Consider the following 23,362-nt stretch of genomic DNA (forward strand, 5'->3'; position numbering starts at 1 on the left):
CGTTGAAATCAAATTAATTCTTCCAATGAGAATACGATCGACGATTATCCCTTATACGTTGGCATTTAAATTTGCCGCGGGAACTTCGAGGGGTGTATTGCGTGAAAAAAATACATGGTTTTGGGTGGTCGAGGACTTGGACAGCGGATTGCGAGGCATAGGCGAGTGCGGGCCGTTGAAAGGGTTGAGCGTGGACGACAGGCCGGATTTCGGGGAAGTGCTTGAGGGTTTGGCCGAAAGGTTGGCGCCGGAGCTGAACCGGTTGTGCGGGAGTTGCCAAGTGGCGGGGTTTGTCCGTGAAATGGTGCCTGACGATTTGCCTTCGGCCAGATTCGGACTGGAGACGGCGTTGCTGGATATCTTCAACGGGGGGAAAAGAACTGTGCTGGATAGTCCTTTTGTGAGGGGCGAACGTTCCGTTCCGATAAACGGACTCGTCTGGATGGGGGACGAGGCTTTTATGTCCGAACAAATAGAACGAAAAATTACGGAAGGTTACACTTGCGTGAAAATGAAAATCGGAGCGATTGACTTCGATAAGGAATTGGCCTTGTTGCGGAGTATTAGAAAGAGATTCGGTGAGGAAGAGATTACGCTTCGGGTAGACGCCAATGGCGCATTCGGAGAACGGGACGTGTTTGAGAAACTGGAAAAGTTGGGGGAATTGGCGCTTCACTCAATCGAACAACCGGTAATGGCGGGGCAGTATGAACTGATGAGGAAAGTTTGCGATTTGAGTCCGGTGGACGTGGCTTTGGACGAGGAATTGATCGGTGTGAACGGAATTGAGCGGGCGGAGCTGTTGGACCGGTTGAATCCGCAATACATTATTCTGAAACCGACGTTAGTCGGAGGTTTGGCCGATTCCGGGGATTGGATTTCGCTTGCGGAAAGCCGGGGTATCGGTTGGTGGATGACTTCCGCTTTGGAGTCGAATGTCGGATTAAACGCAATAGGGCAATATACTGACTTCTTGGAGGTGGATATGCCACAAGGTTTGGGTACCGGTCAATTGTACCATAATAACATTGGGTCGCCGTTGAGAATTAAGCGAGGGGAGCTTTGGTATGGCGATGAATCGGAATGGAAGTTGGAAACCTTGATTGAAGGATAGGGTTTCTTTTTTAGTGTAATTTTGGGTACCGTGATTTTTTGTTTGAGTTTCCTTAGGGTGCTTATCTGTCTAGTTATCAAATGATATTGATTTCACCTGTAAACGCTTAAAGGCGGGCTTTTTAGCTCCGCCTTTGCTGTTTTTGGTCTGTAAATTACCTTTTTGTTATTTTTTGAGTGAGAATCTCTTGGATGAATCTAGCTCTTTTCCTTACTTTAATCCTTGGTTTTATTCTGAACAAAAACAGTGGGTTTCCGAAAAAGAATGAAATTGTACTGTTTGAGTTTCTTCAGAGTGAATAAAAAACGAAATCAAAAAGGCAGATTTATCAGCTTATGAAAAGAATCGTACTAGCGATCGTGCTGGCGTCGTGTCTCAGTTTGGAGGGATGGGCGACAGGTTATCAGGCCTTGTTACAAGGCAACCGCGAGTTGGGTATGGGTAACCTGGGAGTTGCTCTGAGACCAACGGCATCATCGGTGTATTGGAACCCGGGCGCTCTGGGCTTTATGGGATACAACAGTGTCCAGGCCGGAGTCACATTTGCCGGATCCAAGCACCATTACCGTCCTCTGTGGTCGGGAAGCGATTTATCGCAATACGAGGCGAGTACTGACAGCCCTGTGGGAACGCCTTTTCACGTTTACGCCACTTTTGGTGGAGAAAACAGTGATTTTAGATTTGGTCTTGGTGTTTATACCCCTTTCGGTTCAAGCGTAAAGTGGGAAGACGGCTGGGATGGCCGTGGATATTTGACTGAGATGTCATTGAAGACTTTCTTCTTCCAGCCTACTGTAAGTTATAAGATCTCTGACAAGTTTTCGGTTGGTGCCGGATTCGTTTTGGCTACCGGAAGCGTGAACCTTCAGAAAGATATCACTCAACTAGGTGATGGAGCGACATCTGAAATCGATGGATCTGCCGAACTGGGTTATGGCTACAATATCGGAGTTTCGTATCGCCCGAACGAGCAGTGGATTTTGGGCTTGAGCTACAAGTCTGAAGTGACTATGAAGGTGGAAGACGGGGATGCGATCTTTAACGTTCCTATGGCCGCTAAGCCGCTATTCCAAGCGGACAAGTGGAGCAGTGAGCTTCCTATGCCAAGCACTTGGGCCTTTGGCGTGACTTATCTTCCAACATCGAAATTGTCGATTGGAGCGGAAGTGAACTTAGTAGGATGGGATTCTTACGAAAAACTTGACATCGAGTTCAATAAGCCTGTTAACGGGGAGACTCATAGCGTCTCGAACCGGAACTACAACAAGTCATACGTAATCAAAATCGGTGGTGAGTATCAACTGAAAGAATGGTTGAGCGTGCGCGCGGGTGGTTATTACGATAAGTCGCCGGTAGATGCCGGTTACCTTTCTCCGGAGACTCCTGACCAAAGCAGAATCAACACTACTTTCGGTGTCGGGTTGAAGCCGACGAAGAATATCGCGGTGGATTTGGCATTCCTTTACTCGAACGGAATTGAGCGTGAGCAAACGCCGAAAGATGTTGAAGGAGCAGGCAATGTTGGGGGCGTTTTGCCGGGAACATTCAAGACTACTGGCCTGATTGGCGGTATCTCAGTGTCGTACAATTTTTAATTGAGGACAAAACCTAAGAGATAGATGAAAATAACATATAGATCTTTGAGAATGCTGTCGTTGGCTTTTGCCACTACAGCGCTTTGGTCTTGCCAAGACGAAGTGGAAGCGCCTAGCGTAAGCGAAACTCTGGGTAGTGTGGATGTCACCACTTATATCTCGGTCGGTAACTCCCTGACTTCGGGTTATGCGGACAAAGGGCTTTATGAGGAAAGCCAAAAGAATTCTTTCCCGATGATGTTGGCCAACGAATTCAAAGCCTTCGGTGGTGGAGAGTTTATGCAACCGACTGTAAAGGGAAGTGGCTCGGGATACCTCAAGCTTGAATTGAAAGACGGCAACCCTACACCTGTTCCGGTGAATGCTGACCCATCGTTCGCCCAGAAAGTGAGCGGAAAGGTTCATAATTTCGGTATTCCCGGTATTCGTGTTATAGACGTAGCCCAACCAACTTATAAAGCGGCAAACCCTTACTTCGCCAGAATTGATGAGGCTGACGGTACGACTTACCTTCAGTGGGTAAGTAAGCAGGAAGCTACATTCTTTACTTGCTGGCTCGGCGGTAACGACGTACTAGGTTACGCCACTTCGGGTGGAGCTAAAGGCGTGGACGGTGAGCCAAATACTTATGTGGATGGTCTTTCGCCTGTTTCCGCTTTCCAAGCGGCTTATGATGGCGTAATTACTACGTTGTTGGCCAAGAACTCAGGAAAAGCCAAAGGTGTTATCGCCACTATTCCTGACGTTACAAAGATCCCGTTTTTCACGACTGTGGCGCCACAACTTAAAGCTATGTTAGCCGATGAGAATGTGGTCAAGCAGATTACAATGGATGAGCAAACTGTTGGTTTTGCGAATTTCGTTTATACTTTGGCGGGATTTAAGTTGCCTGAAGCTGGCCTTTTCAAAGTTGGCGTAAACTACCCTGTAGTGGTAAGCGGAAATATGATGGTTGCGAAACAAGAGGTTAAAGCTCTTGATCTCGACGCTGATTACCCGCTTCTCACGTTCTCGGCGGTTCAGAATGATATCCTTATCAACAAGGTCGGCTATGTGAATATGGCTAATGTTTCTGCTGAAGAACAACAGAAGCTCCAAGGTTTAGCCGTTCAAGTAGGTACTTTGAAAGCGCAAGCTACAGCTTTGGCTCAGCAAGGCAAGTTGGTTGAAGCGAAGGCTAAGCAGGATGAAATCGTAGCGATTATGGGCGATTCGGATAATATGGCTCTAGCTAAAAAGGTTGCGATTCCATTAGGTTCTCAGTATGTGCTTGACGCTACTGAAGCGGCTTCTGTAATAGCGCGCACCAAGGAATTGAATACTATTATCGAAGGCGTTGCCAACTCGAATGACCGTATCGGTTTGCTCGACGCTAACGCTTTGTTGGATAAAGTGAACAATGGTCTTGTGGAAAATGGGGTTTCGGTAAACGGAACTTTCGTAAAAGGCGGTGCGTTCTCGCTTGACGGTGTACATATGACGCCTCGCGGTTACGCTGTAGTTGCAAACGGCTTTATCGATGCTACAAACAAGGCTTTCGGTAGCCGTCTTGGCAATGTGAATATTGCGAAGTATAATCCGGTATTGTTGCCGTAAGTTGAATAGAATATATAAGAAGCGCACCTTGGAATGCTCCAGGGTGCGCTTTTTTTTGCTCTTACTATGCGTCAAACGACTGGTAAGAGCAATTTTTTTAAATTAAACGTAACCGGTTACATTTAATTCTCTATATTCGCGTAACCAGTTACGTTAATTATGGGGAAAGATTATTTAAAAACTTTAGAGTATGTCGGCTTTACGGCAAGGCTGAAGCGCCTAAGTGATACACTCATTTATGATGCGAAGGAGGTCTACAAACAGTTGGATCTGGAGATAGAACCCAACTGGCACGTAATCATTTTGCTACTCAAAAAGGAAGAAAAACTGAGTGTAACGGAAATCTCAAAGAAGCTGGGGTTTTCGCATCCGGCCGTTATCAAGATTACAAGAAAGATGAAGGAAAAGGGTTTCTTGAATAGCGTGACCGATAAAACGGACAGTAGAAAACAACTGCTGAGTTTATCCGAAAAAACGATTCAATGCTTACCCGCATTAGAACAGCAATGGGACCTTATTCAAAAGGTAATCAAGGAGTTTGTGTCTCCAAGCTTTTTAAAAGAACTCGACAAAACGGAAGATAAATTATCTGAGAAGAGCTTATTAGAGCGTGTAATCAAATAGTATAAATATGAAAACCCTTCAGATTGTAAATTTTGACAAGCGTTACGCTAAGGATTTTGAGGCGCTCAATACCCAATGGCTGGCTAAGTATTTCTATGTTGAGGAGTATGACAAACAGGTTTTATCAAATCCCGAAGAATACATTATAAGAAAGGGCGGGCATATTTTTATGGCGACAATAGAGGGCAAAGCGATTGGTACGGTAGCCTTGATTAATAGGGATAATAATACTTTTGAACTCTCTAAAATGGCTGTCGAAGAAGAGGCTCAAGGAATGCGAATAGGCCAAAAGCTAATGTATTACGCTATCAATTTTGCGGGAGAGAACAATATCGATCGCTTATTCCTGGATTCGAATACCATTTTAAAGCCGGCCATATCACTCTACAAAAAAGTGGGTTTCAAGGAAATACCTGTTCCAAAAAACACCCCTTATGAGCGTTGTAATATCAGAATGGAATTAATGATTTAAGATGAATGAATGATGCAGTCGGATTTTTCGCCTTGAGTATTGCGCTATTCGCCATGTCGAATAAGGATATGATAAAACTTAGACGATGGCACTTGCTGTCGAGCGTATTGTACATAGTCTACGGTATACTTACCTCCGCCTATCCGGTAATATTAGGCGCCGTTCTATACTGCGGCATACACGCTTGGCATATTTACAGAGAATCAAAACTTAAATTATGATTAGAAAAGCAACCATTAAAGATATTGATCAAGTTTGGAAGATTTTTCATGCGGTAATCCAAACAGAGGATACCCATGTTTTTTATGCCGATACCCCCAAAAGCGACCTAGAAAAACATTGGTTTGCCAGCTATATGCATACCTATGTTTACGAAGAAAACGATCAAATTCTAGGGACATATTATGTAAAGCCCAATCAGATTGATTTGGGTAGCCATATAGCCAACGCCGGTTATATTGTTTCGCCTGATGCCCAAGGAAAAGGGATCGGAAAGAAACTTTGTAAGCACTCTTTGCAAGTCGCTAAAGAACTCGGTTTCATTGCCATGCAATTCAATATTGTAGTAAGCGTAAATAAACCCGCTGTCGGGCTTTGGCGGAAATTCGGATTTGAGATTATCGGTACCACTCCAAAAGCATTCAAGCATAAATCCTTGGGTTTGGTGGACGCGTATATCATGTATAGAGAATTATAAAATAGAATATTAGAGACTTAACATGGAACACTAAAACGGCCATTGAAGAAATTCAGATGATGTTTTTTAACGAGTGATGTTTGACTATCCTCTTTATGCGTTTCTGAAAAAGCTGTGGTTAATTATTGTTTTTAGGAAAAGAGAACAGCCTTACAAAAAATGAGTTTTTTCGGTGACTAAAGCCTAGTATCTTTGCTTTTTGTATTAGCGGAGAACAAGACAAAATCTGAAGATGGAGGAAAAGCCGATAGGGGAGTACGAGAAGGGATTGATGGAATTTTTTCGGGATTATGTGACTGAAAACAAGCAATCCCTGATTGAAAACGCGCTCAACGAACGTACCCGTTATGTGACTGCCGTAGTGGAAAATATATATAAGTCGCAAAACGCCAGCGCCGTTTTGCGGACTTGCGATTGCTTTGGAGTGCATGATTTTCATATCGTGGAGGACAGCCCGCGTTACAAAATGAACCCGAACGTATCGAAGGGCGCCGGGGCTTGGGTGAATATCCATCGCTATGACGACGAGGCAGGTGATAATACGGAAGTTTGTTATGAGCGTTTGAAGTCGGAAGGCTATAAGATCTACGCCACTTCTCCGCACGCTTCCGGAGTGCCGATAGAGCGTGTTCCTCTGGACTCTAAAGTGGCTGTCGTGTTTGGTAACGAGCATTCGGGTCTGAGCCAAAAAGCGCTGGACATGGCCGACGGTTACATTACTTTGCCAATGTACGGCTTTACGGAGAGTTTCAATATTTCGGTTACCGCTTCCATCTGCCTACACAATTTGGTGAACAGGCTTCGGGAGACGGACGTGGACTGGCATCTTAGCCAAAAGGAAAAAGACGCGATCCGGTACCGCTGGTATAGGCGGGTGGTGCGCAAGGCCGAAGCGCTTGAGCGAAGATATAGAGAAGAAAAAGGGCTGTTATAAAGGGATGTGTCGAACATCCCTTTCTTTTTTCCGTATTTACAGAAGCCCGGTAAGGTTCCGGGTGTTTTGTGACTTTTTCCGATAAAGAATGATTGGGTTGGAGCTGACATACGATGAGAAGTGCCGCTGTGCCGAAGACGAGTTTTGCTATTTCATACAGCATGTAGACCATTTTACAGAAGAGGAGCGCAACGCTATCCGCAGACATATCCTTGAGAAAAGAATCACCGGAGCACTTTATGTCAGTTCCATATTGGCCGGTTGGAGTGTCGTGGCGGCATGGGTAGACGCGTTGCTGTTGCCGGGCGTAGCGATCTATTCCATTTTTACCGGAGAGTTCTCATGGCAGGTTCTGGCGCCCGTTCTGGGTTTTTGGCTGGCTAACGCAACGCTTAAGTTTATATACGTGAGAATTAGCCTACGGCAAACGATCAACGTATGGAAGTCCTTTTTGTCCATTTTGCCCTATGCTGGCTCGTTGGTTTTGATGGCCGACTACCTTAAAGACGAACCTTTGCTCAGAAAGGCGGTACTACTTTTTATCAAAAATCGCCGTAAGATGGTGGTGCGGAGAGTCAAAGGTTTTTTTCGGGCAGGAAACTAGCCTTTCGCTAACGTAAGTATCCGTGTTTTAGTCTTCCGTTTTTAGATTTGTTAACATTTACCTTAACAACTTTTAACAATATTGAACGAAGGTTAATAGGACGCCCTATCTGACAATCCTAGATTTGTCCTGTGGTTAAATAATTCCAAAACACAGGAGAGGCATATGGTAAACGCTTTACGCTAGAGAAAAAAATCAGATTAAGTATGGGCAAATTTGAGAATGATACTGAGTTGATCCGCGACTATTTGAGTGGAGATTCAAAAGCGTTTGGCGTTATTTACCGTCAGTATAACCGCCGTGTTTTCGCGAAGATTTTTATGATCGTGCGAAACCAGACCGTGGCCGAAGACCTTACCCAAGACACATTCATGAAGGTGGTGGGCACTTTCAGGAAAAAAGGGTATAACGAGGAAGGCAAATTTTTCCCTTGGTTGATGCGTATCGCGCACAACAAAGCCATTGACCATTGCAGAAAAGTGAAGCGCTATCCGGAACTTTTGCCGGACGAGGGCGACGACTTTTTCAGACTTTGTGACACATCTGAGGAAAGCTACGAAACCAAACAGATCCAAGCCGACTCAAGAAGAAGGGTTAGGGAATTGGTGGACATGCTTCCCGAAGCGCAACGCGAGGTCGTGAAAATGAGGAACTTCATGGGAATGAGCTACCAAGAAATCGCCGACGAGACCGGAGTGAGTATTAATACGGCTTTGGGAAGGATGCGTTATGCGCTCAATAACCTGAGAAAAAACATTAATTATGGAGAGGCCTCTTACTTCAATGTAGCGGCAAGTTAATCGATCACGCTATCGAACTCTCATTTTTAAATATATTTGGTTAGTGGAAAGACCGCCTTTATGGCGGTTTTTCTATTTTTGTAGGAGTTTGGTACAGTGGGTAAGCCGTATTCGAATCAGGTCTTGGGGTTGGGGAAATCAACGCGTTTTGGTTATCCCGAAATCAGGCTCAGCCGATTCCGGAAAGCATTGCCTCGTACTGCTTTAACCGATTTTGATATTCAAAGCTTTCGGTTTTCCGGACTGGAAGGAAGTGATGTAAGTTTGTTCGAATGATAGTATCGAAACCTAAATTCAAAGCGCTCTCGGCCATTGTTATGTTCTTGATTTTGGCTTATGGCGCGCTCTTCTTTAACCTGAGGTCTTTTATGCTTGAGGGAAGCATGGCTTGGTGGAGATGGTTGCTGACAGTTGTTCTTTGTATGATAGTCGTAGGCGTAACGATCAAGAGCCTGATGGATTTCAAAACGATGAGGCTTGGCGCCAACGAACTGAAAGTAAAGCGCTACTTCGGCTTGATTAAGGACACTTGGGATTTGACCACGCTTGTGGCTTGGACAGAGGAAAGGATCAAGACAAAAAACGGCGAGTTCAGGGAATTGACTTTGGTATTTCCGAAAAACAAGGTCGTGAAACTGACGATCCAACAAGACAGCGGTTACGAGAGAATCTATAAGTATTTGGTAAAGAAACAAGGCAAGAAGAAAGTAGATCCTGCGAAATGATAAAGAAAGCGCTCCTCTTATTTTTCCTGTTGCCCATGTCCGTTGCGGTCTTGGGCCAACGCCGTTATATGGTTTTTTTCAAAGACAAACATGGGAGCGGTTATTCCTTGGCGGAACCTTCGGAGTTTTTGAGCGAAAGGGCGATTCTCCGGAGAGATAAACAAGGAATTGGTCTGGAGGAACGGGATCTGCCGGTTAGCGCCGTTTATACTGATCAGCTCAAAAATATAGGCTATCAGCCGGAATGGAAGACCAAATGGCTCAACGGCGTATTGGTAAGAGGCTCAAAAGAGGATTCGCTTCAGATCGCTACCTTGCCCTTTGTAAAAAGTGTGGAGTATGTGTCACCCGTTTTCGGTTCGGACCTGGCGAAGCGAGAAGCGGAAACACAGGAAGACGAACCGATTCCCGAAGTAACGCAAGGCCAGCGGGGAATGATGGAAGCGCAGAAGTTCGCCCAGCGAGATTTTCACGGACAAGGAATTATGGTGGCCGTTTTTGACGGCGGTTTCGTTGGTGCTGAGACATCTTTGGCTTTCGGTCATTTATGGGCAGAAGGGAAAATCAAAGCGACCAGAAACTACATCGAGCCAAGCCGGAGCGTATTCCGGTATTCCTCTCACGGATCCGAAGTGCTTTCATGCCTGGCCGGCCAAACAACCGACGGCGAATTTATCGGAACAGCGCCCGGAGCAGACGTAATCCTTTGTGTAACGGAGGATGATCGGGCTTACGAATACGAGCACCGCATAGAAGAGTACAACTGGCTTTTCGCCGCCGAATACGCCGACAGTTTGGGAGTTGATATTATCAGCTCGTCGTTGGGATATTATGAGTTCGAAGACCGTTCGATGGATTACCGTCCGGATGATTTGGGTAAAGGTGTCGCCGTAATATCGAAAGCGGCGAAGTTGGCTTTTGAGCGCGGGATGCTTGTGGTTACCAGCGCCGGCAACGAAGGAAACGGTTCTTGGCGATATGTCACTTTTCCGGCAGGCGAACCCGAAGTATTGGCCGTAGGCGCGATAGATGATTTTTGGGAACGCGCAAGCTTTAGCTCGATAGGCTATGAGGGAACGCCTGACAGAATCAAACCCGATTTGGTAGCTTTGGGAGCCGGAGTGCAAACTTTTGGCAAAGGGGATTCGCCGGTAGCCAAAAACGGGACTTCTTATTCCGCTCCATTGGTGGCCGGTTTCGCCGCCTGTGTCTGGGAAAAGAATCCGGGCTGGCCGGCTTCAAAGCTGTTGGAAGAACTAAGAGAATCTGGGCACCGGCAAGCTACGCCGGATTTGGAATTGGGCTATGGAGTGCCACAGGCATCTTATTTTTTATCGGACGAGGATGACGAGTTCGTGATGTCTATCTTATCCAATCCCGTAACAGATGGCGTAATAACCTTCCGTTTTACGGGCGGAGATCCCGATACGCAATTCAGGTATTGGCTTTATGACCTAAGCGGAAGGTTGGTGAAGGATTACGGATTCCAAACGCTTAACCCTTACGGAAAACTACAACTCCCATTGCCGAAAGGAACTCCCAAAGGGATTTACTTGCTAAGGGTAGAAAGCAAGTTCAAAAAAGGAACTTTCCGTATTCTTGTCGAATAGGGCGGTTCCTTTTTCCAATATTATGCATTCCTAGAGTTTCCCTGTGACCTTGTAGGCAATATAGCCGATCATTTCTTTAAATAGCCGGTTCCATTCATCGAGTACTTTAGGACTAGGCATTATCGAATCCATAAAATCACGATGCTCGTTGTTTCCGTGTAAATAATCCGAAGCGTAAGGGTCGCAGTCTATTCCGGCTTTTTTGAATGTAGCCAATGCCCTACGCATATGGAAAGCGTTGGTGACAAGCAGGGGACGTTCTTGCGGGAATTTTTTATCTAAAATTTCCTTGCTGTACAATGCGTTTTGGTGAGTGTTCACGGCTTGTTCGTCCAGAAAAATCCGGGAAGGAGCGATGCCCGCAGTTTCGTAAAACTTCTTCAAATCCCGGGCTTCTTGTCCTTTTGATTTTTTAAAACTTCCGGCTGTAATCAACAGGTTTTCGGCTTTACCCTGCGAGTGCAAGAGCAAAGGAACTACAAAGCGAGAGCGGGCGCATTCCTTCTGTACCACACTTTCCAAACTTTGGTTTGGAGCCAATCCGCCACCGCCCAATACAACGGCAACCTGGTGGGGTTCCAGCTTAGAAAACTCCGTTTGGGGAACTTGCCACCACTTTTGCGCAGCTTCGTAAATGGGAGTGTTTCCGAAAACAAAAAGCCAAACTACCGCCAAGCCAAGGCAAATATTCCGGGTCTTGGCCCGCTTTCGGAGTATTAATGCCAAGAGCAGGAAAATCAATATTTGGTTTGAAGGAAAAACGAAGAAGGTAAAGATTCGTGAAAGCGTTACAAACATCTTTTTGGTCAAAAATGGTTAGGGGAAATGCCGAGTTGTTTGGCGAAAGCCAAAAAAGAAAAGGCTGTGTTTTTTCGCTTCGCAATATTGATAAATCGAGGCGGTTAATGCAATCGAAGCCAGAATTAATCAGAATGGGGAAGTTGAGAAACAGTGAAGAGTAGAGAAAAACGAGGAGGCCAGAAACCTCCTCGTTTCGGGAAAATCAAGGAATGATTTTCCAATTCGAATCAAGTTAAAAAAGTACCTAATACTTAATACCAAATACCTAAGACCAAAAATCACATATTGCGGACATCGACAAAAGAGCCGTTCGGGTATTCCGTAAGTTTTTCCATCGCCTCGGCCAGCATTGGTCCGGCTTCGTCGGGTTTGGGCATGGCCGGGGTGTCGCGGGCGTCCCGGAGCCTTTGGGCGCTTGGGAAACGCTGGCTGTCCACTTCTCCGCAGATATAATCCTGCATAGCGGAATCGACCAAGCCGGGAGCGAGTGCATGAATCAGCAGGTTTTCGTTCTCGGCGGCGTAGAGCTTGACCAGCATATTCAGCGCAGCCTTTGAGAGAGAGTACCCGGACCAGCCTCGACTACCGTTTACGCTGGCGCCGGAAGAGATGCCTACCACTTGGCTTACGGTGCCGTTGGCCAAAAGGGCGTCGAGCAGGGTCTTGTTTGCCCAGACGTTGATGTTCATCACCTGTTGCAAGTCCGCTACGGGCGTGTCTTTCATATCCCTGATTTCGCCCAATATTCCGGCGTTTAATATCGCCAAATCCAGTGTTTCTCCGTTTACGAGCCGCTGAACGGTCGGTGCTATTTGACTGTCGTTTGCCAAGTCCAGTTCGGCGTAGCGGAAGTTAGGCTCGTTTACCAAGGCTTCGGGCTTTCTTCTGCTGACTGAAAAGATCCTGTGACCTTGGGCTAAATAATGCTTGGCCAATCCGAGGCCTATGCCGGAACTGCATCCGGTGATAAAGATGTTTTTCATTTCAAAATATGAATAATGCGATTAATCGATAGTGGTTGTATACCGTGTGTCTTTCCGCTTCCTTTTACCGTGACGGTATTCTGGAGAAGTTCGTCCTTTTGTAACCGATCAGTCTGTCGGCGCGTTGTTGGACATCGCGCAAGTACACAAAGGTTTCGTATTCGTTTTCGGCTTCGAAATGATCGCCTTCCACGCTGTTGTTGATCTTTCCTTGGGCGTCCACCACCAAGTAGCGGTAATTGTAAAAACCTTGCTTAAGTTTGGCCGAAGCGGTGTAGCCTCCTAGTCCAGTATCGTATTTCATCAGGAATCTTGAATCCGGAGCATTGTCCGAAAACATGCCGGCGAGGTAAATCTTTTTGCCTTTGGCCAATTTTGGCGTGATAAGGCTGAATGTGGCCGTAATATAGTCCGGATCCACAAGGCCTTGTTTCGTGTCGTTGCTCCCGATGGCGAACAGGCCGTTCAGATCGTCGATTTGCGAATAACTTTCGTGTCCGCGGGGTTTGTCAAAGGCAACGACCGCATGGTAACCCGTCGTCCTTTTTTCCATGGACAAAACGTTTTGCCCAAGGAAAGTCACGGCCCGCAGATCCACGAAACGGTACTCGCTTCCGGCGCCAAATTCGTTCGATTCGTTAAACGGATCATAAAGGACCGTTCTGGCCGATTCGTTGACACGGGTAGGGGTAAGGCCGTATTTGGCCGTGGCCCAAGACCGGTTTTGGCGAAGAACGACAAAGATATTGTTGTTCGGGTCGCGGATTTCAAGGGCCTGGTGGCTGATCTGGGTTACAAGCCGGTGCCTTTTGCGCCGGTTGCTGACCATATTGGCGTCCATGAAATCGGTTTGGACGTTTACCATGGGTTCGTACACCATAAAGCGTTCTTGCAACACGGCTTTATTGTCTTCGTCAAAAACGGTTACCAGATAATTTCCCGACCGGGTTACAGGAGGCAGGTCAAAAGTGTAACGTGTGTACTCGGTTTCGGTATTGGCGGAGAACTCGTATTCCTCTACCATAAAGTCGTTGTAATCTCGCAGGTAATTGCGGGGAAAAAGATCCGATTTTTTCCAAATGGCGTCGCAATGGGTGATTTTGACCCGGTAATCCACATATTCCTCATCGCCAAGATCGTCAAAATCTAGCCTTAGCGTTTCCTGTCCGCCGAGCCTGATAACGGGCGGGGCCATGGGGTTGGGCTGGTCATTGAAAACGGGGTAGAGCCTGGGCGTACGGATATTCTCCGAAAAAGACCGGCTGAGGTTTTCCGGGTTTTGGGCCCGTAATTGACCAAGGCCAGCAAAGAGCGTCAGATATATCAGAAAGGCGAATATTCTCATAAAATAACGGATTTTGGTTCCGCAAAGGAACATCCGCCAAGGTAAGAACTAATCCGAACTTCTCAATTTCTGAAAAGGAAAAAAGGAACGTAGAGGGCATTGAGCGAAGGGAAATCCAAAGAAAAAGGCCCTGATTCCTTGCGGATCAGAGCCTTTTTGAAATTCTTCTCAAGTTAATGAGACACGGTATTTTTTAAACGGTTTCTTCTGTTTCGAAGAACGCTTTTTCCATCAAATTAAGGATCGACTTGGCGCACATCGGGATGTTTGACCCAGGTCCGAAGACCGCGCAAACCCCGCTTTCGTAGAGGTAGTCGTAATCGTTTGGAGGAATAACGCCTCCGGCGAATACGAGAATATCCTCACGGCCGAGCTTTTTGAGCTCTTGGATCAACTGCGGAATCAACGTCTTGTGACCGGCGGCCAAACTTGAGGCTCCTACGCAGTGAACGTCGTTTTCTACAGCTTGGCGGGCAACTTCCTCAGGAGTGAGGAACAAAGCTCCCACGTCCACGTCAAACCCGAGGTCGGCGAAGGTAGAGGCTACCACCTTGGCTCCGCGGTCGTGACCGTCCTGACCCATTTTGGCCACCATTACCCTTGGGCGACGTCCTTCTTTCTCAGCGAAGCTGTCGGCCATTGCTCTGGCTTCCACGAATTGTGGATCCTGCGAAGCCTCACGGCTGTATACGCCCGATACCGAGCGGATAGTGGCCTTGTGGCGTCCGAAGTGTTTCTCCATGGCGTCAGAGATCTCGCCGAGCGTAGCTCTGTGGCGAGCGGCTTCCACGGCGAGTGCAAGCAAGTTGCCCTCTCCGGTTTCGGCACACTTCTCGATGGCTTGGATGGCGGCGGCGCACTTCTCGGCGTCACGGCTTCCGCGGAGTTCCTTGAGGCGGTTCACCTGCGACTCGCGTACGGCGGTGTTATCCACTTCCAGAAGCTCGATGTCCATCTCCTCGTCGGTCTTGTATTTGTTAACACCGACGATAGTCTCTTTGCCAGAGTCGATTTTGGCCTGCTTACGAGCGGCGGCCTCTTCGATTCTCATTTTTGGAATACCCGTCTCGATGGCTTTGGCCATTCCGCCGAGTTCTTCCACTTCCTGAATCAGCTTCCACGCTTTGTCGGCGATTTGCTGGGTCAGGTATTCCACGTAGTAAGATCCGGCCCATGGGTCCACAACCTTACAAACGTTGGTTTCCTCTTGGATGTACAACTGCGTGTTACGTGCGATACGTGCTGAGAAGTCCGTAGGCAAGGCGATGGCTTCGTCCAACGCGTTGGTGTGAAGCGACTGTGTATGGCCGAGAACGGCGCCCATTGCTTCCACGCAAGTACGCGAAACGTTGTTGAACGGATCCTGCTCGCTAAGACTCCATCCCGAAGTCTGGCTGTGCGTACGCAAGGCCATCGATTTCGGGTTTTTAGGATCGAACTGCTTCACGATCTTCGCCCAGAGCATACGTCCGGCTCTCATCTTGGCGATTTCCATAAAGTGGTTCATGCCCACGGCCCAGAAGAAAGAGAGGCGAGGAGCAAAGTCATCAACGCTCAAGCCCGCTTTCAGGCCCGTACGGATGTATTCCAAGCCGTCGGCCAGGGTGTAGGCCAGCTCGATGTCGGCGGTGGCGCCGGCTTCTTGCATATGGTAGCCCGAAATACTGATAGAGTTGTATTTCGGCATATTGTTGGCCGTGAACTCGAAGATATCACCGATGACCTTCATTGACGGAGCTGGCGGGTAAATGTACGTATTACGCACCATGAACTCCTTCAGGATATCGTTCTGGATCGTTCCGCTGAGTTTTTCTTTCGAAACGCCCGATTCCTCGGCCGCCACGATGTAGAAAGCGAGTACGGGAATCACCGCACCGTTCATGGTCATGGAAACCGACATTTTGTCGAGAGGAATCTGGTCGAAGAGCACTTTCATGTCTTCAACGGTATCGATAGCCACACCGGCTTTACCTACGTCGCCGAGCACGCGGGGGTGGTCGGAATCGTAACCGCGGTGCGTGGCCAAGTCAAAAGCGACAGAAAGTCCCTTTTGGCCGGCGGCCAAGTTACGGCGATAGAAAGCGTTCGACTCTTCGGCGGTGGAGAATCCGGCGTATTGGCGGATAGTCCACGGACGCATAACGTACATGGTAGAGTACGGTCCGCGCAGGTATGGCGGAAGTCCGGCGCCGTAGTCGAGGTGTTCCATGCCTTTGAGGTCGGCTTTGATGAACACCGGTTTTACCGGGATTTGCTCGGCGGTTTCCCAAGACGTGCCTTCGGCTTGATTCACCTCTTTGCCGGCTACGCCCAGGGTTTCTTTTATTTTGGAGAAATCTGGTTTCATAATCGGAATGTTTTCTTTTCAGGAATTGAAAAACAAGAACCGTTTTCCTATGCCTTAATGATTCCCAATTTTTGCTGGAAAGAAGTAAGCGCTTCCACGGCGTTGGTCCTGACATGGACAAACATGTCGAGTCCGGCTTCGGTCAGGCTTTCCTCCAATTCTTTCGGATATCCGGCGAGTACCAAGAGCTTTTCTTTCGAGATTCCTTTGAAGGTGTTCACGTAGTTAAGTCCTTCGGCTTCGTAATCCTGGTCCGAAGAGCAGATAACCACGATGCTGGCATCGGAATTGGCCGATTGTTCGGCGGCTTGCTGGGCCGAATCGAAGTAACGTTCTTCGATGTCGAAACCTGCCGTTCCGAAGAAATCGCCAGTGAACGTAGAGCGGGCTTTACGCATGGCCGGGTGTCCGTACAATGCGAGGAGAACCTTCGGTCTGTCGTTTCCGTCGGCTACGAAGCGTTCGGTGTGGAGACGGAGGCTTTCGAATACCGTGGCTGCGCGCTGTTCGGTCAGCTTCTGGGCGTCGCTTTCCGGAAGGTTGATCGGATCGATGTGCTCGCCGGTGTTCGGGTAGCGGTTCGTTCCTACAACAGTAGTTCTTCTGGAAGCGATATTCTTCTGCTTCTTCTCACGGATGGCCGTGATTTGTTCCTGAATGATTCCGCTTTCGAAAGCCTTAACGAATCCGCCTTTTTCCTCAATGTCAAGGAATAGGGTAGTGGCTTCGCTAACCAGCGTGTCGGTCAGGTGTTCGAGGTAGTAAGAACCGGCGGCTGGATCGACTACTTTGTCGAAATACGATTCTTCCTTCAGCAGGCGAGAAACGTTGTAAGAAATCCTTTTTCCGAACGCATCCGGCTCTGCGAAGGCTTCGTTGAACGTGTCGAGGATCAGGGTGTCGCATCCGCCGAGAACAGCAGACATGGCTTCCGTAGTGTTACGGAGCATGTTTACGTGCGGATCGTACAGGGTCTTGGTCCAGAGCGAAGAGGCTCCGATGATCTGTACTTTGCAGTTGGCGAACTCTTCGCCGTATGTTTTCAATACGCCGTCAACCAACACGCGGATAGCCCTGAACTTGGCGATTTCGTGGAAGTAATCAGTTCCTACGGCCAAGACGATATTGAGTTTGCCGAGGATTTTGGCTTTGTCCAACCCGAGCTCTTCGAAGCGTTCGATATAATCGGTTAGCTTGTTGAGCGTGAAGGCCAGTTCCTGGATATGGTTGGCTCCGGCGTCGGTGAATTCCGAGCAAGAGATTGTGAACGCCGAGAATTCCGGGCACTTGTCTCCGAGGCGAGTGATAGTGTGAGCCACTTGCTCCATCACTTCTTGTGACAATTCGCCGGTGCGGGCGAATACGCGGAAAGCGTCGGCGTCGATAAACCCTTTGATTTTCGAGGGATCGTGGCCTTTTTCCTTGGCGTATTCGAGCATCTCGATCACGATCTTGTCAGGACGTACCGAATTGAGGAACGAGATAGAAGTCTCTTCCAGGTTAACGCCTTCGAAAAGGTGTTCCCAGTCCAGCGCTTCCACGCCCTGCATATCGATTACGAAGCCAGTGGCTCCGATTTTTTGTCCCGCTTCGATCTGCGCTCTGCGGCTGGCCATGTCTTGGCCTTTGATTTTATAGAGGTTGTTCCACTCGCGGCTTCCCTGAGAGGGCAGGCACTTGAGGAACTGCTCGCTGTATTCCGTTTCGGGCAGATCCTCGCGGGTGTAGAACGGCTGTACGGCTTGTCCGTTGTCGGTTTTCCAAACCAGTTTGCGCTCGAAGTCGGCGCCTTTGAGGTCCACCTTCGCTTTTTCAACCCACTTGGCCTTGCCTACGGGCGAAAATTCTTCGAAAGTTAGCGGTTTATTTTCCATTTTTCTGTGGTCCGTAAAAGGTTAAGTGACGGGGAAGGCCGAAGGCAAATCCCCGTTACGTCACGATTTTAGGTTTGCCCGTCTTAGGCGAGGGCGTATACGCCGAAAGCTTTTCCGAAACGCTCGAATGCGGCTTGGTCAAGGCTTTCCCTGTGGTCAGGGTGGGCTACGTTGATCAAGGCTTTGGCTCTTTGAGCAAGGTTGCGGCCGAACAGTTCGGCTACACCGAACTCAGTCACTACATAGCGAGCGTGCGCTCTGGTAGTCACTACGCCTGCGCCTTCCTTGAGTGTAGGGACGATTTTGCTTACGCCTTTGGCTGTCATACTTGGCAGGGCTGTGATCGGCTTTCCGCCAGGAGAGAGCGCCGCGCCACGCATAAAGTCCATCTGTCCGCCTACGCCTGAGTACATGCGCGTACCGATAGAATCGGCGCAAATCTGGCCGGTGATATCCACCTCAATCGCCGAGTTGATGGCGATTACAGACGGGTTTTTACGGATGTTCGCCGTGTCGTTCACATAGGCGATGTCCATCATAACGACTTCCGGATTGTTGTCCATGAAGTCATAAAGCTTGCGAGTACCCATGGCGAAACCTGAAACGATTTTACCTGGGTTTAACGCTTTGTTCTTACCTGTTACCACTCCTTTTTCAACGAGCTTGATAACTCCTTCCGAGAACATTTCGGTGTGGATGCCAAGGTCTTTGTGGGTGTCGAGGTAACTCAAAACTGCGTTTGGAATACCGCCAATACCCATCTGCAAAGTAGCGCCGTCAGGGATCATGTCGGCAACGTAACGACCGATTGCGGCTTCATCCGTAGTCGGCTCGCTCATCTTCATTTCGTAGATCGTCTCGTCAACGTCTACCAAAGCGTCGATTTTGTTCACGTGGATCAAAGCGTCGCCGAAAGTACGAGGCATTTGCGGGTTCACCTGCGCCACGATGTATTTTGCGTGGTCTACACCGGCTCTCACAATATCGACTGATACGCCCAAAGAGCAGTATCCGTGCTTGTCCGGAGGAGAAACCTGAACCAAAGCCACATCCAAAGGCATGGCGCCTGTGCGGAACAAACTAGGGATGTCGCTCAGGAAAATCGGAATGTACTGGGCGTTACCGGCCTGTACACTTTTGCGGATATTTCCGCCAATGAAAAAGGCGTTGGTCAAGAAGCTTTTCGAGTATTCTTCTTTGGCGTATTCGGCGTAACCTTCGGTGTGCAGGTGCACAATCTCTACGTTACGGAGCTCGTGGGCTCTTTCCGTCATCGCCTTAACCAATGTCTGGGGAGTTGCTGATCCTCCCTGAACCAAAACTCTTCCTCCTGAAGGAATAAGTTTTACGGCTTCAGCCGCGCTCATTTTCTTTCCCATATTTTTGAAAAAATAATAAAGCCAAAAATTGATTTGTCGCTTCCGGGAGTAATGTCACCGGAAGTCTTGAGGGAAAACGGACAGCCCGGTATGATAGGGAATATCCGTTTTCCGATGTTTGCCGGCTTGGTTATGCCAAGAAACTCAGCAAAATACCCGCTGCGATGGCCGATCCGATAACGCCGGATACGTTTGGTGCCATGGCGTGCATCAGCAGGTGGTTGTTTGAATCGTATTTCAAACCTTCGTGTTGTACAACCCTTGCGCTGTCCGGTACCGCAGATACGCCGGCCGCTCCGATAAGCGGGTTGATTTTGTCGTCCCCTTTCAGGAAAACGTTCATCAACTTGGCGAACAACAGTCCGCAAGACGTGGCGATAGCGAACGATACGGCGCCGAGTACGAAGATCAGCATCGAATCTGCTGTGATAAATACGTCGGCTTGAGTCGACGCTCCCACCGTTACGCCCAGAAGGATCGTTACGATATCGATCATCTTCGTTCTCGCTGTTTCGGCCAAGCGGTTTGTTCTTGTGGATTCCTTGAGGATATTACCGAAGAACAGCATACCCAACAATGGAATAGCACTTGGCGAAATCAATGTGGTTAAAATCAGACCGGCGATCGGGAAGAGGATCTTTTCCGTCTGTGATACCGTACGCGGCGGTTTCATGCGGATTTTACGCTCTTCTTTGTTGATGATCAAACGCATGATCGGCGGTTGGATCACAGGCACGAGCGCCATGTATGAATACGCCGCGATGGCGATAGGTCCGATCAGGTTTTTCACTGTCGTTCCGTCGGCCAGAACGTTGATGCCGTTGGCGAGTTTCGACGAAAGGAAGATGGCCGTAGGGCCGTCCGCTCCGCCGATGATGCCGATGGCGCCCGCTTCCGGAAGGCTGAACCCAAGGTAAATAGCTCCGAGGAAGGTGGCGAAAATACCGATCTGCGCGGCCGCGCCCAAAAGCATTAGTTTGGGGTTGGCTATCAGCGTGGAGAAGTCGGTCATGGCCCCGATTCCCAAGAAGATCAGAGGAGGGTAAATTCCCTTTACAACTCCGAAATACAGGAGGTTCAGGACAGATCCCGCTTCGTAAATACCGATTTGGTTACCGGCAACGAACGGAATGTTACCGATAATGATACCCGTTCCGATAGGGACGAGGAGCAATGGCTCGAAGTCGTGCTTGATGCCCAGATACAGGAAGCAGAATGCCACGAGAATCATGGCGTAGTGGCTGATCGTACCGTTGACAAAGCCGGTGGCGTTGACAAAGGTTTGGAGCCCTTCCTGAATTCTGCCCAGAGTAGAGGTGGCCTCTCCGGCTCCGACCGATTGGGCCACGCCGGTTGACGCCAACGCACTGCCCAAGGTCAGTACGGCGAGCACGCCGATTATGGTGAAAATTCTTTTTTTCATGTCGTGTACTAGCCTAGTTCAACCAAAACATCCCCTTGAAGCACGTTGTCGCCAACGCTTACCTTGATGGACTTGACTGTGCCGGCGGCATCCGCATTGATGATGTTTTCCATTTTCATGGCTTCCATCACCAGGAGTGGGTCGCCTACGCTCACCGTATCGCCTTCTTTTACCTTGACTTCGACGATAGTGCCCGGGAGAGGAGCGTTGATTTTCTGGCCGGCTCCGCCTGTTCCCACTTTCGGTGCGACAGGTTTCTTGATCGGCGAGCGGACAATCTTAGGCGTTTTCGATGCCTTTACTTCCTTTTCCAGCTCTACCTGGTACGCGGTGCCGTTAACTTCCAGGTCGATGATGTTGTCCTCGGCGTTGAGGATGTCGACCGTGTACTTGTTGCCGTTTACCTTGAATTTATATTGTTTCATTTTGAAATCGTTTGACGTTAGCGGAGACTGTTCTGCGTGACGAAAATTTTCGAACTCCAAGGAGAATAGCGTCTCTGTTGTTGCTCGATGGTGAGAGTGGTGCTCTCGTCGTCATGCATTTCCTCCAAGTGCATCCTGACCGCAGCGGCGATAGCCGCGTTCACTTCGCCCGGAAGGTTTCGGGCCTCTTCGTGTTTGATGGCCTCTTGGGCTTCCTCTTTGCCTTTGGCAGTTTTCATCCGCTCAGGCAATGTGATGAGGAACGGGATCAGGAATCTGAAGAAAAAGATCAGGGCCGTAAGGGATCCGAAGATTACCGTGATGCCCGTGATTGAGATCGTGATCCCGTCCTGAAGTAAGAGTGACTTATCCATAAATCTGACGTTTATAACGGGATGTTCGAGTGCTTTTTAGGCGGGTTGACCTCTTTCTTGTTGGCCAAAGCTTCCAGTGCGCGGATGATCCTGAAGCGGGTGTTGCGCGGTTCGATCACGTCGTCGATATAGCCGTATTGCGCCGCCTGATAAGGGTTGGCGAATTCCTCAACGTATTCGTCCTCCTTCTTCTGTGCGTATTTGGCGCGCTCTTCCTCGTCCTCGATTTTGGCAATGGCTCTGCCTTCCAGAACCTCAACGGCTCCTTTGGCTCCCATAACAGCGATTTCGGCTGATGGCCACGCATAGTTCAGGTCACCACGGAGTTGCTTGCAGCTCATTACGTCGTGCGCTCCTCCGTAAGACTTGCGGAGAGTCACGGTGATTTTCGGTACAGTGGCTTCGCCGTAAGCGAAAAGGAGTTTCGCTCCGTGCAAAATGATTCCGCCGTATTCCTGGTTACTGCCCGGCAAGAATCCAGGAACGTCTACCAAGGTCACCAACGGGATATTGAAGCAGTCGCAGAAGCGTACGAAGCGTGCCGCTTTGCGCGAGGCGTTGATGTCAAGTACGCCGGCGAGGTTCATCGGGTTGTTGGCTATAATACCCACTGAACGGCCGTTGAAGTGAGCGAAACCTACGATGATGTTCTGTGCGTAGTTGCGCTGTACCTCGAAGAACTCGTGGTCGTCGGCAATCTCGTGGATCACGTCGAGCATGTTGTACGGCTTGTTCGGATCTTCCGGAATCAAGTCGTTGAGAACGTCGCCGAGGCGGTCGAATGAATCCGATGGGGGCAACATCGGAGGATCTTCCATATTGTTGGAAGGCAGATAGCTCATCAGTTTGCGAGTGAGCAAGAGACATTCCTCGTCGTCTTTGGCCAAGAAATGCGATACGCCCGATTTTGTGGAGTGTACGCTCGCTCCACCGAGGTTTTCCGTAGAAATCACTTCGCCGGTTACGGTCTGCACCACCTTAGGTCCTGTTACGAACATGTAGCTGTTCGCTTCGGTCATGATGATGAAGTCGGTAAGGGCGGGAGAGTATACGGCGCCGCCTGCGCATGGTCCCATGATGGCCGAGATCTGAGGCACAACGCCCGAGGCCATGATGTTACGCTGGAAAATTTCGGCGTAACCGGCCAAACTTCTAACGCCTTCCTGGATACGGGCTCCACCAGAGTCGTTAAGACCGATGACAGGAGCGCCTACCTTCATGGCGTAATCCATGATTTTACAGATCTTCTGCGCGTAAGTTTCGGAGAGAGAACCTCCGAAAACGGTAAAGTCCTGAGCGTATACGAATACGATCCTTCCGTCGATGGTACCTCGTCCGGTTACTACTCCATCAGAAAGGAAAACGTTTTTCTGCATACCAAAGGAATGCGTACGGTGAGTTACGAACATGTCGAACTCCTCGAAGCTTCCATCGTCAAGCAACATGTCGATCCGCTCTCTGGCGGTCATCTTTCCCTTTTTGTGCTGGGACTCAATGCGCTTCTCACCGCCTCCGAGCCGTGCTTCGGCGCGTTTCTCGATGAGCTTCTTGATTTTACTGTTGTCAGGCATATTTAAAAATAGTCTATGTCGCAAATAACGGTAAGGTATTTTCCTTTGCGTCCGCATATTCCTGTTGAA

Annotated in this window: 22 protein-coding genes; 12 read left to right on the forward strand and 10 right to left on the reverse strand. The window is 48.8% G+C overall.

Features of this window, described 5'->3' with window-relative positions; genetic code table 11:
- Positions 1-25: 25 nt before the first annotated feature.
- The 12 genes from AABK39_RS07810 (at position 26) to AABK39_RS07860 (ending at position 10,771) form a co-directional block, all read left to right on the forward strand.
- Positions 26-1,114: an o-succinylbenzoate synthase gene (locus AABK39_RS07810; RefSeq protein ID WP_338394364.1), complete on the forward strand. Its 1,089-nt coding sequence runs from the start codon at positions 26-28 to the stop codon at positions 1,112-1,114.
- 335 nt (positions 1,115-1,449) lie between these two features.
- Positions 1,450-2,709 carry an OmpP1/FadL family transporter gene (locus tag AABK39_RS07815; protein WP_338394365.1) on the forward strand — a complete coding sequence of 420 codons (1,260 nt, stop codon included), beginning with the start codon at positions 1,450-1,452 and terminating at the stop codon, positions 2,707-2,709.
- Between the two features lie 24 nt (positions 2,710-2,733).
- Positions 2,734-4,305 carry a hypothetical protein gene (locus tag AABK39_RS07820; protein ID WP_338394366.1) on the forward strand — a complete coding sequence of 524 codons (1,572 nt, stop codon included), beginning with the start codon at positions 2,734-2,736 and terminating at the stop codon, positions 4,303-4,305.
- A gap of 159 nt (positions 4,306-4,464) precedes the next feature.
- Positions 4,465-4,929 carry a MarR family winged helix-turn-helix transcriptional regulator gene (locus AABK39_RS07825; RefSeq protein ID WP_338394367.1) on the forward strand — a complete coding sequence of 155 codons (465 nt, stop codon included), beginning with the start codon at positions 4,465-4,467 and terminating at the stop codon, positions 4,927-4,929.
- A gap of 7 nt (positions 4,930-4,936) precedes the next feature.
- Positions 4,937-5,401: a GNAT family N-acetyltransferase gene (locus tag AABK39_RS07830; protein WP_338394368.1), complete on the forward strand. Its 465-nt coding sequence runs from the start codon at positions 4,937-4,939 to the stop codon at positions 5,399-5,401.
- Between the two features lie 5 nt (positions 5,402-5,406).
- Positions 5,407-5,622, forward strand: a complete 216-nt coding sequence (locus tag AABK39_RS27715; RefSeq protein WP_421825157.1) for a YgjV family protein — start codon at positions 5,407-5,409, stop codon at positions 5,620-5,622.
- A complete protein-coding gene (locus tag AABK39_RS07835; protein WP_338394369.1) occupies positions 5,619-6,098 on the forward strand; it encodes a GNAT family N-acetyltransferase in 480 nt (159 codons plus the stop codon). The genes AABK39_RS27715 and AABK39_RS07835 overlap by 4 nt, the downstream gene beginning before the upstream one ends.
- 232 nt (positions 6,099-6,330) lie before the next feature.
- On the forward strand, positions 6,331-7,032 hold the full coding sequence (locus AABK39_RS07840; RefSeq protein ID WP_338394370.1) for a TrmH family RNA methyltransferase: 702 nt from the start codon (positions 6,331-6,333) through the stop codon (positions 7,030-7,032).
- An 88-nt stretch (positions 7,033-7,120) separates the two neighbouring features.
- Positions 7,121-7,636 (forward strand): hypothetical protein, encoded by a 516-nt coding sequence (locus AABK39_RS07845; RefSeq protein WP_338394371.1) that lies wholly within the window; start codon positions 7,121-7,123, stop codon positions 7,634-7,636.
- A 206-nt stretch (positions 7,637-7,842) separates the two neighbouring features.
- Positions 7,843-8,436 carry an RNA polymerase sigma factor gene (locus AABK39_RS07850; RefSeq protein WP_338394372.1) on the forward strand — a complete coding sequence of 198 codons (594 nt, stop codon included), beginning with the start codon at positions 7,843-7,845 and terminating at the stop codon, positions 8,434-8,436.
- Between the two features lie 272 nt (positions 8,437-8,708).
- Entirely contained in the window at positions 8,709-9,161 is a 453-nt protein-coding gene (locus AABK39_RS07855; protein WP_338394373.1) for a hypothetical protein, read from the forward strand.
- Complete coding sequence (locus AABK39_RS07860; protein ID WP_338394374.1) at positions 9,158-10,771, forward strand: S8 family peptidase; 1,614 nt, start codon at positions 9,158-9,160, stop codon at positions 10,769-10,771. Before AABK39_RS07855 ends, AABK39_RS07860 begins: the two co-directional genes overlap by 4 nt.
- Before the next feature lie 30 nt (positions 10,772-10,801).
- Here the strand turns inward: AABK39_RS07860 and AABK39_RS07865 are convergent, their stop codons facing one another.
- From AABK39_RS07865 to AABK39_RS07910, 10 genes are all read right to left on the reverse strand, one after another.
- Entirely contained in the window at positions 10,802-11,569 is a 768-nt protein-coding gene (locus AABK39_RS07865; RefSeq protein WP_338394375.1) for a YdcF family protein, read from the reverse strand.
- A gap of 281 nt (positions 11,570-11,850) precedes the next feature.
- Positions 11,851-12,555 carry an SDR family NAD(P)-dependent oxidoreductase gene (locus tag AABK39_RS07870; protein ID WP_338394376.1) on the reverse strand — a complete coding sequence of 235 codons (705 nt, stop codon included), beginning with the start codon at positions 12,553-12,555 and terminating at the stop codon, positions 11,851-11,853.
- A gap of 64 nt (positions 12,556-12,619) precedes the next feature.
- Entirely contained in the window at positions 12,620-13,900 is a 1,281-nt protein-coding gene (locus AABK39_RS07875) for a type IX secretion system plug protein (protein WP_338394377.1), read from the reverse strand.
- A 193-nt stretch (positions 13,901-14,093) separates the two neighbouring features.
- The gene (gene scpA, locus AABK39_RS07880; protein ID WP_338394378.1) at positions 14,094-16,247 is read right to left on the reverse strand and encodes a methylmalonyl-CoA mutase; all 2,154 of its coding nucleotides are present in this window, start codon (positions 16,245-16,247) and stop codon (positions 14,094-14,096) included.
- A gap of 47 nt (positions 16,248-16,294) precedes the next feature.
- Positions 16,295-18,121, reverse strand: a complete 1,827-nt coding sequence (locus tag AABK39_RS07885) for a methylmalonyl-CoA mutase family protein (RefSeq protein WP_338394379.1) — start codon at positions 18,119-18,121, stop codon at positions 16,295-16,297.
- 83 nt (positions 18,122-18,204) lie between these two features.
- Positions 18,205-19,500, reverse strand: coding sequence for an acetyl-CoA hydrolase/transferase family protein (locus tag AABK39_RS07890; protein WP_338394380.1), 1,296 nt, complete (start codon positions 19,498-19,500; stop codon positions 18,205-18,207).
- A 130-nt stretch (positions 19,501-19,630) separates the two neighbouring features.
- Positions 19,631-20,923: a sodium ion-translocating decarboxylase subunit beta gene (locus tag AABK39_RS07895; protein WP_338394381.1), complete on the reverse strand. Its 1,293-nt coding sequence runs from the start codon at positions 20,921-20,923 to the stop codon at positions 19,631-19,633.
- Between the two features lie 8 nt (positions 20,924-20,931).
- Positions 20,932-21,348 (reverse strand): biotin/lipoyl-containing protein, encoded by a 417-nt coding sequence (locus AABK39_RS07900; protein ID WP_338394382.1) that lies wholly within the window; start codon positions 21,346-21,348, stop codon positions 20,932-20,934.
- Between the two features lie 17 nt (positions 21,349-21,365).
- Positions 21,366-21,722, reverse strand: coding sequence for an OadG family protein (locus AABK39_RS07905; protein ID WP_338394383.1), 357 nt, complete (start codon positions 21,720-21,722; stop codon positions 21,366-21,368).
- 11 nt (positions 21,723-21,733) lie between these two features.
- Complete coding sequence (locus tag AABK39_RS07910) at positions 21,734-23,293, reverse strand: acyl-CoA carboxylase subunit beta (RefSeq protein ID WP_338394384.1); 1,560 nt, start codon at positions 23,291-23,293, stop codon at positions 21,734-21,736.
- Between the last annotated feature and the right edge of the window lie 69 nt (positions 23,294-23,362).

Source organism: Fulvitalea axinellae, assembly GCF_036492835.1.
Taxonomy (GTDB): domain Bacteria; phylum Bacteroidota; class Bacteroidia; order Cytophagales; family Cyclobacteriaceae; genus Fulvitalea; species Fulvitalea axinellae.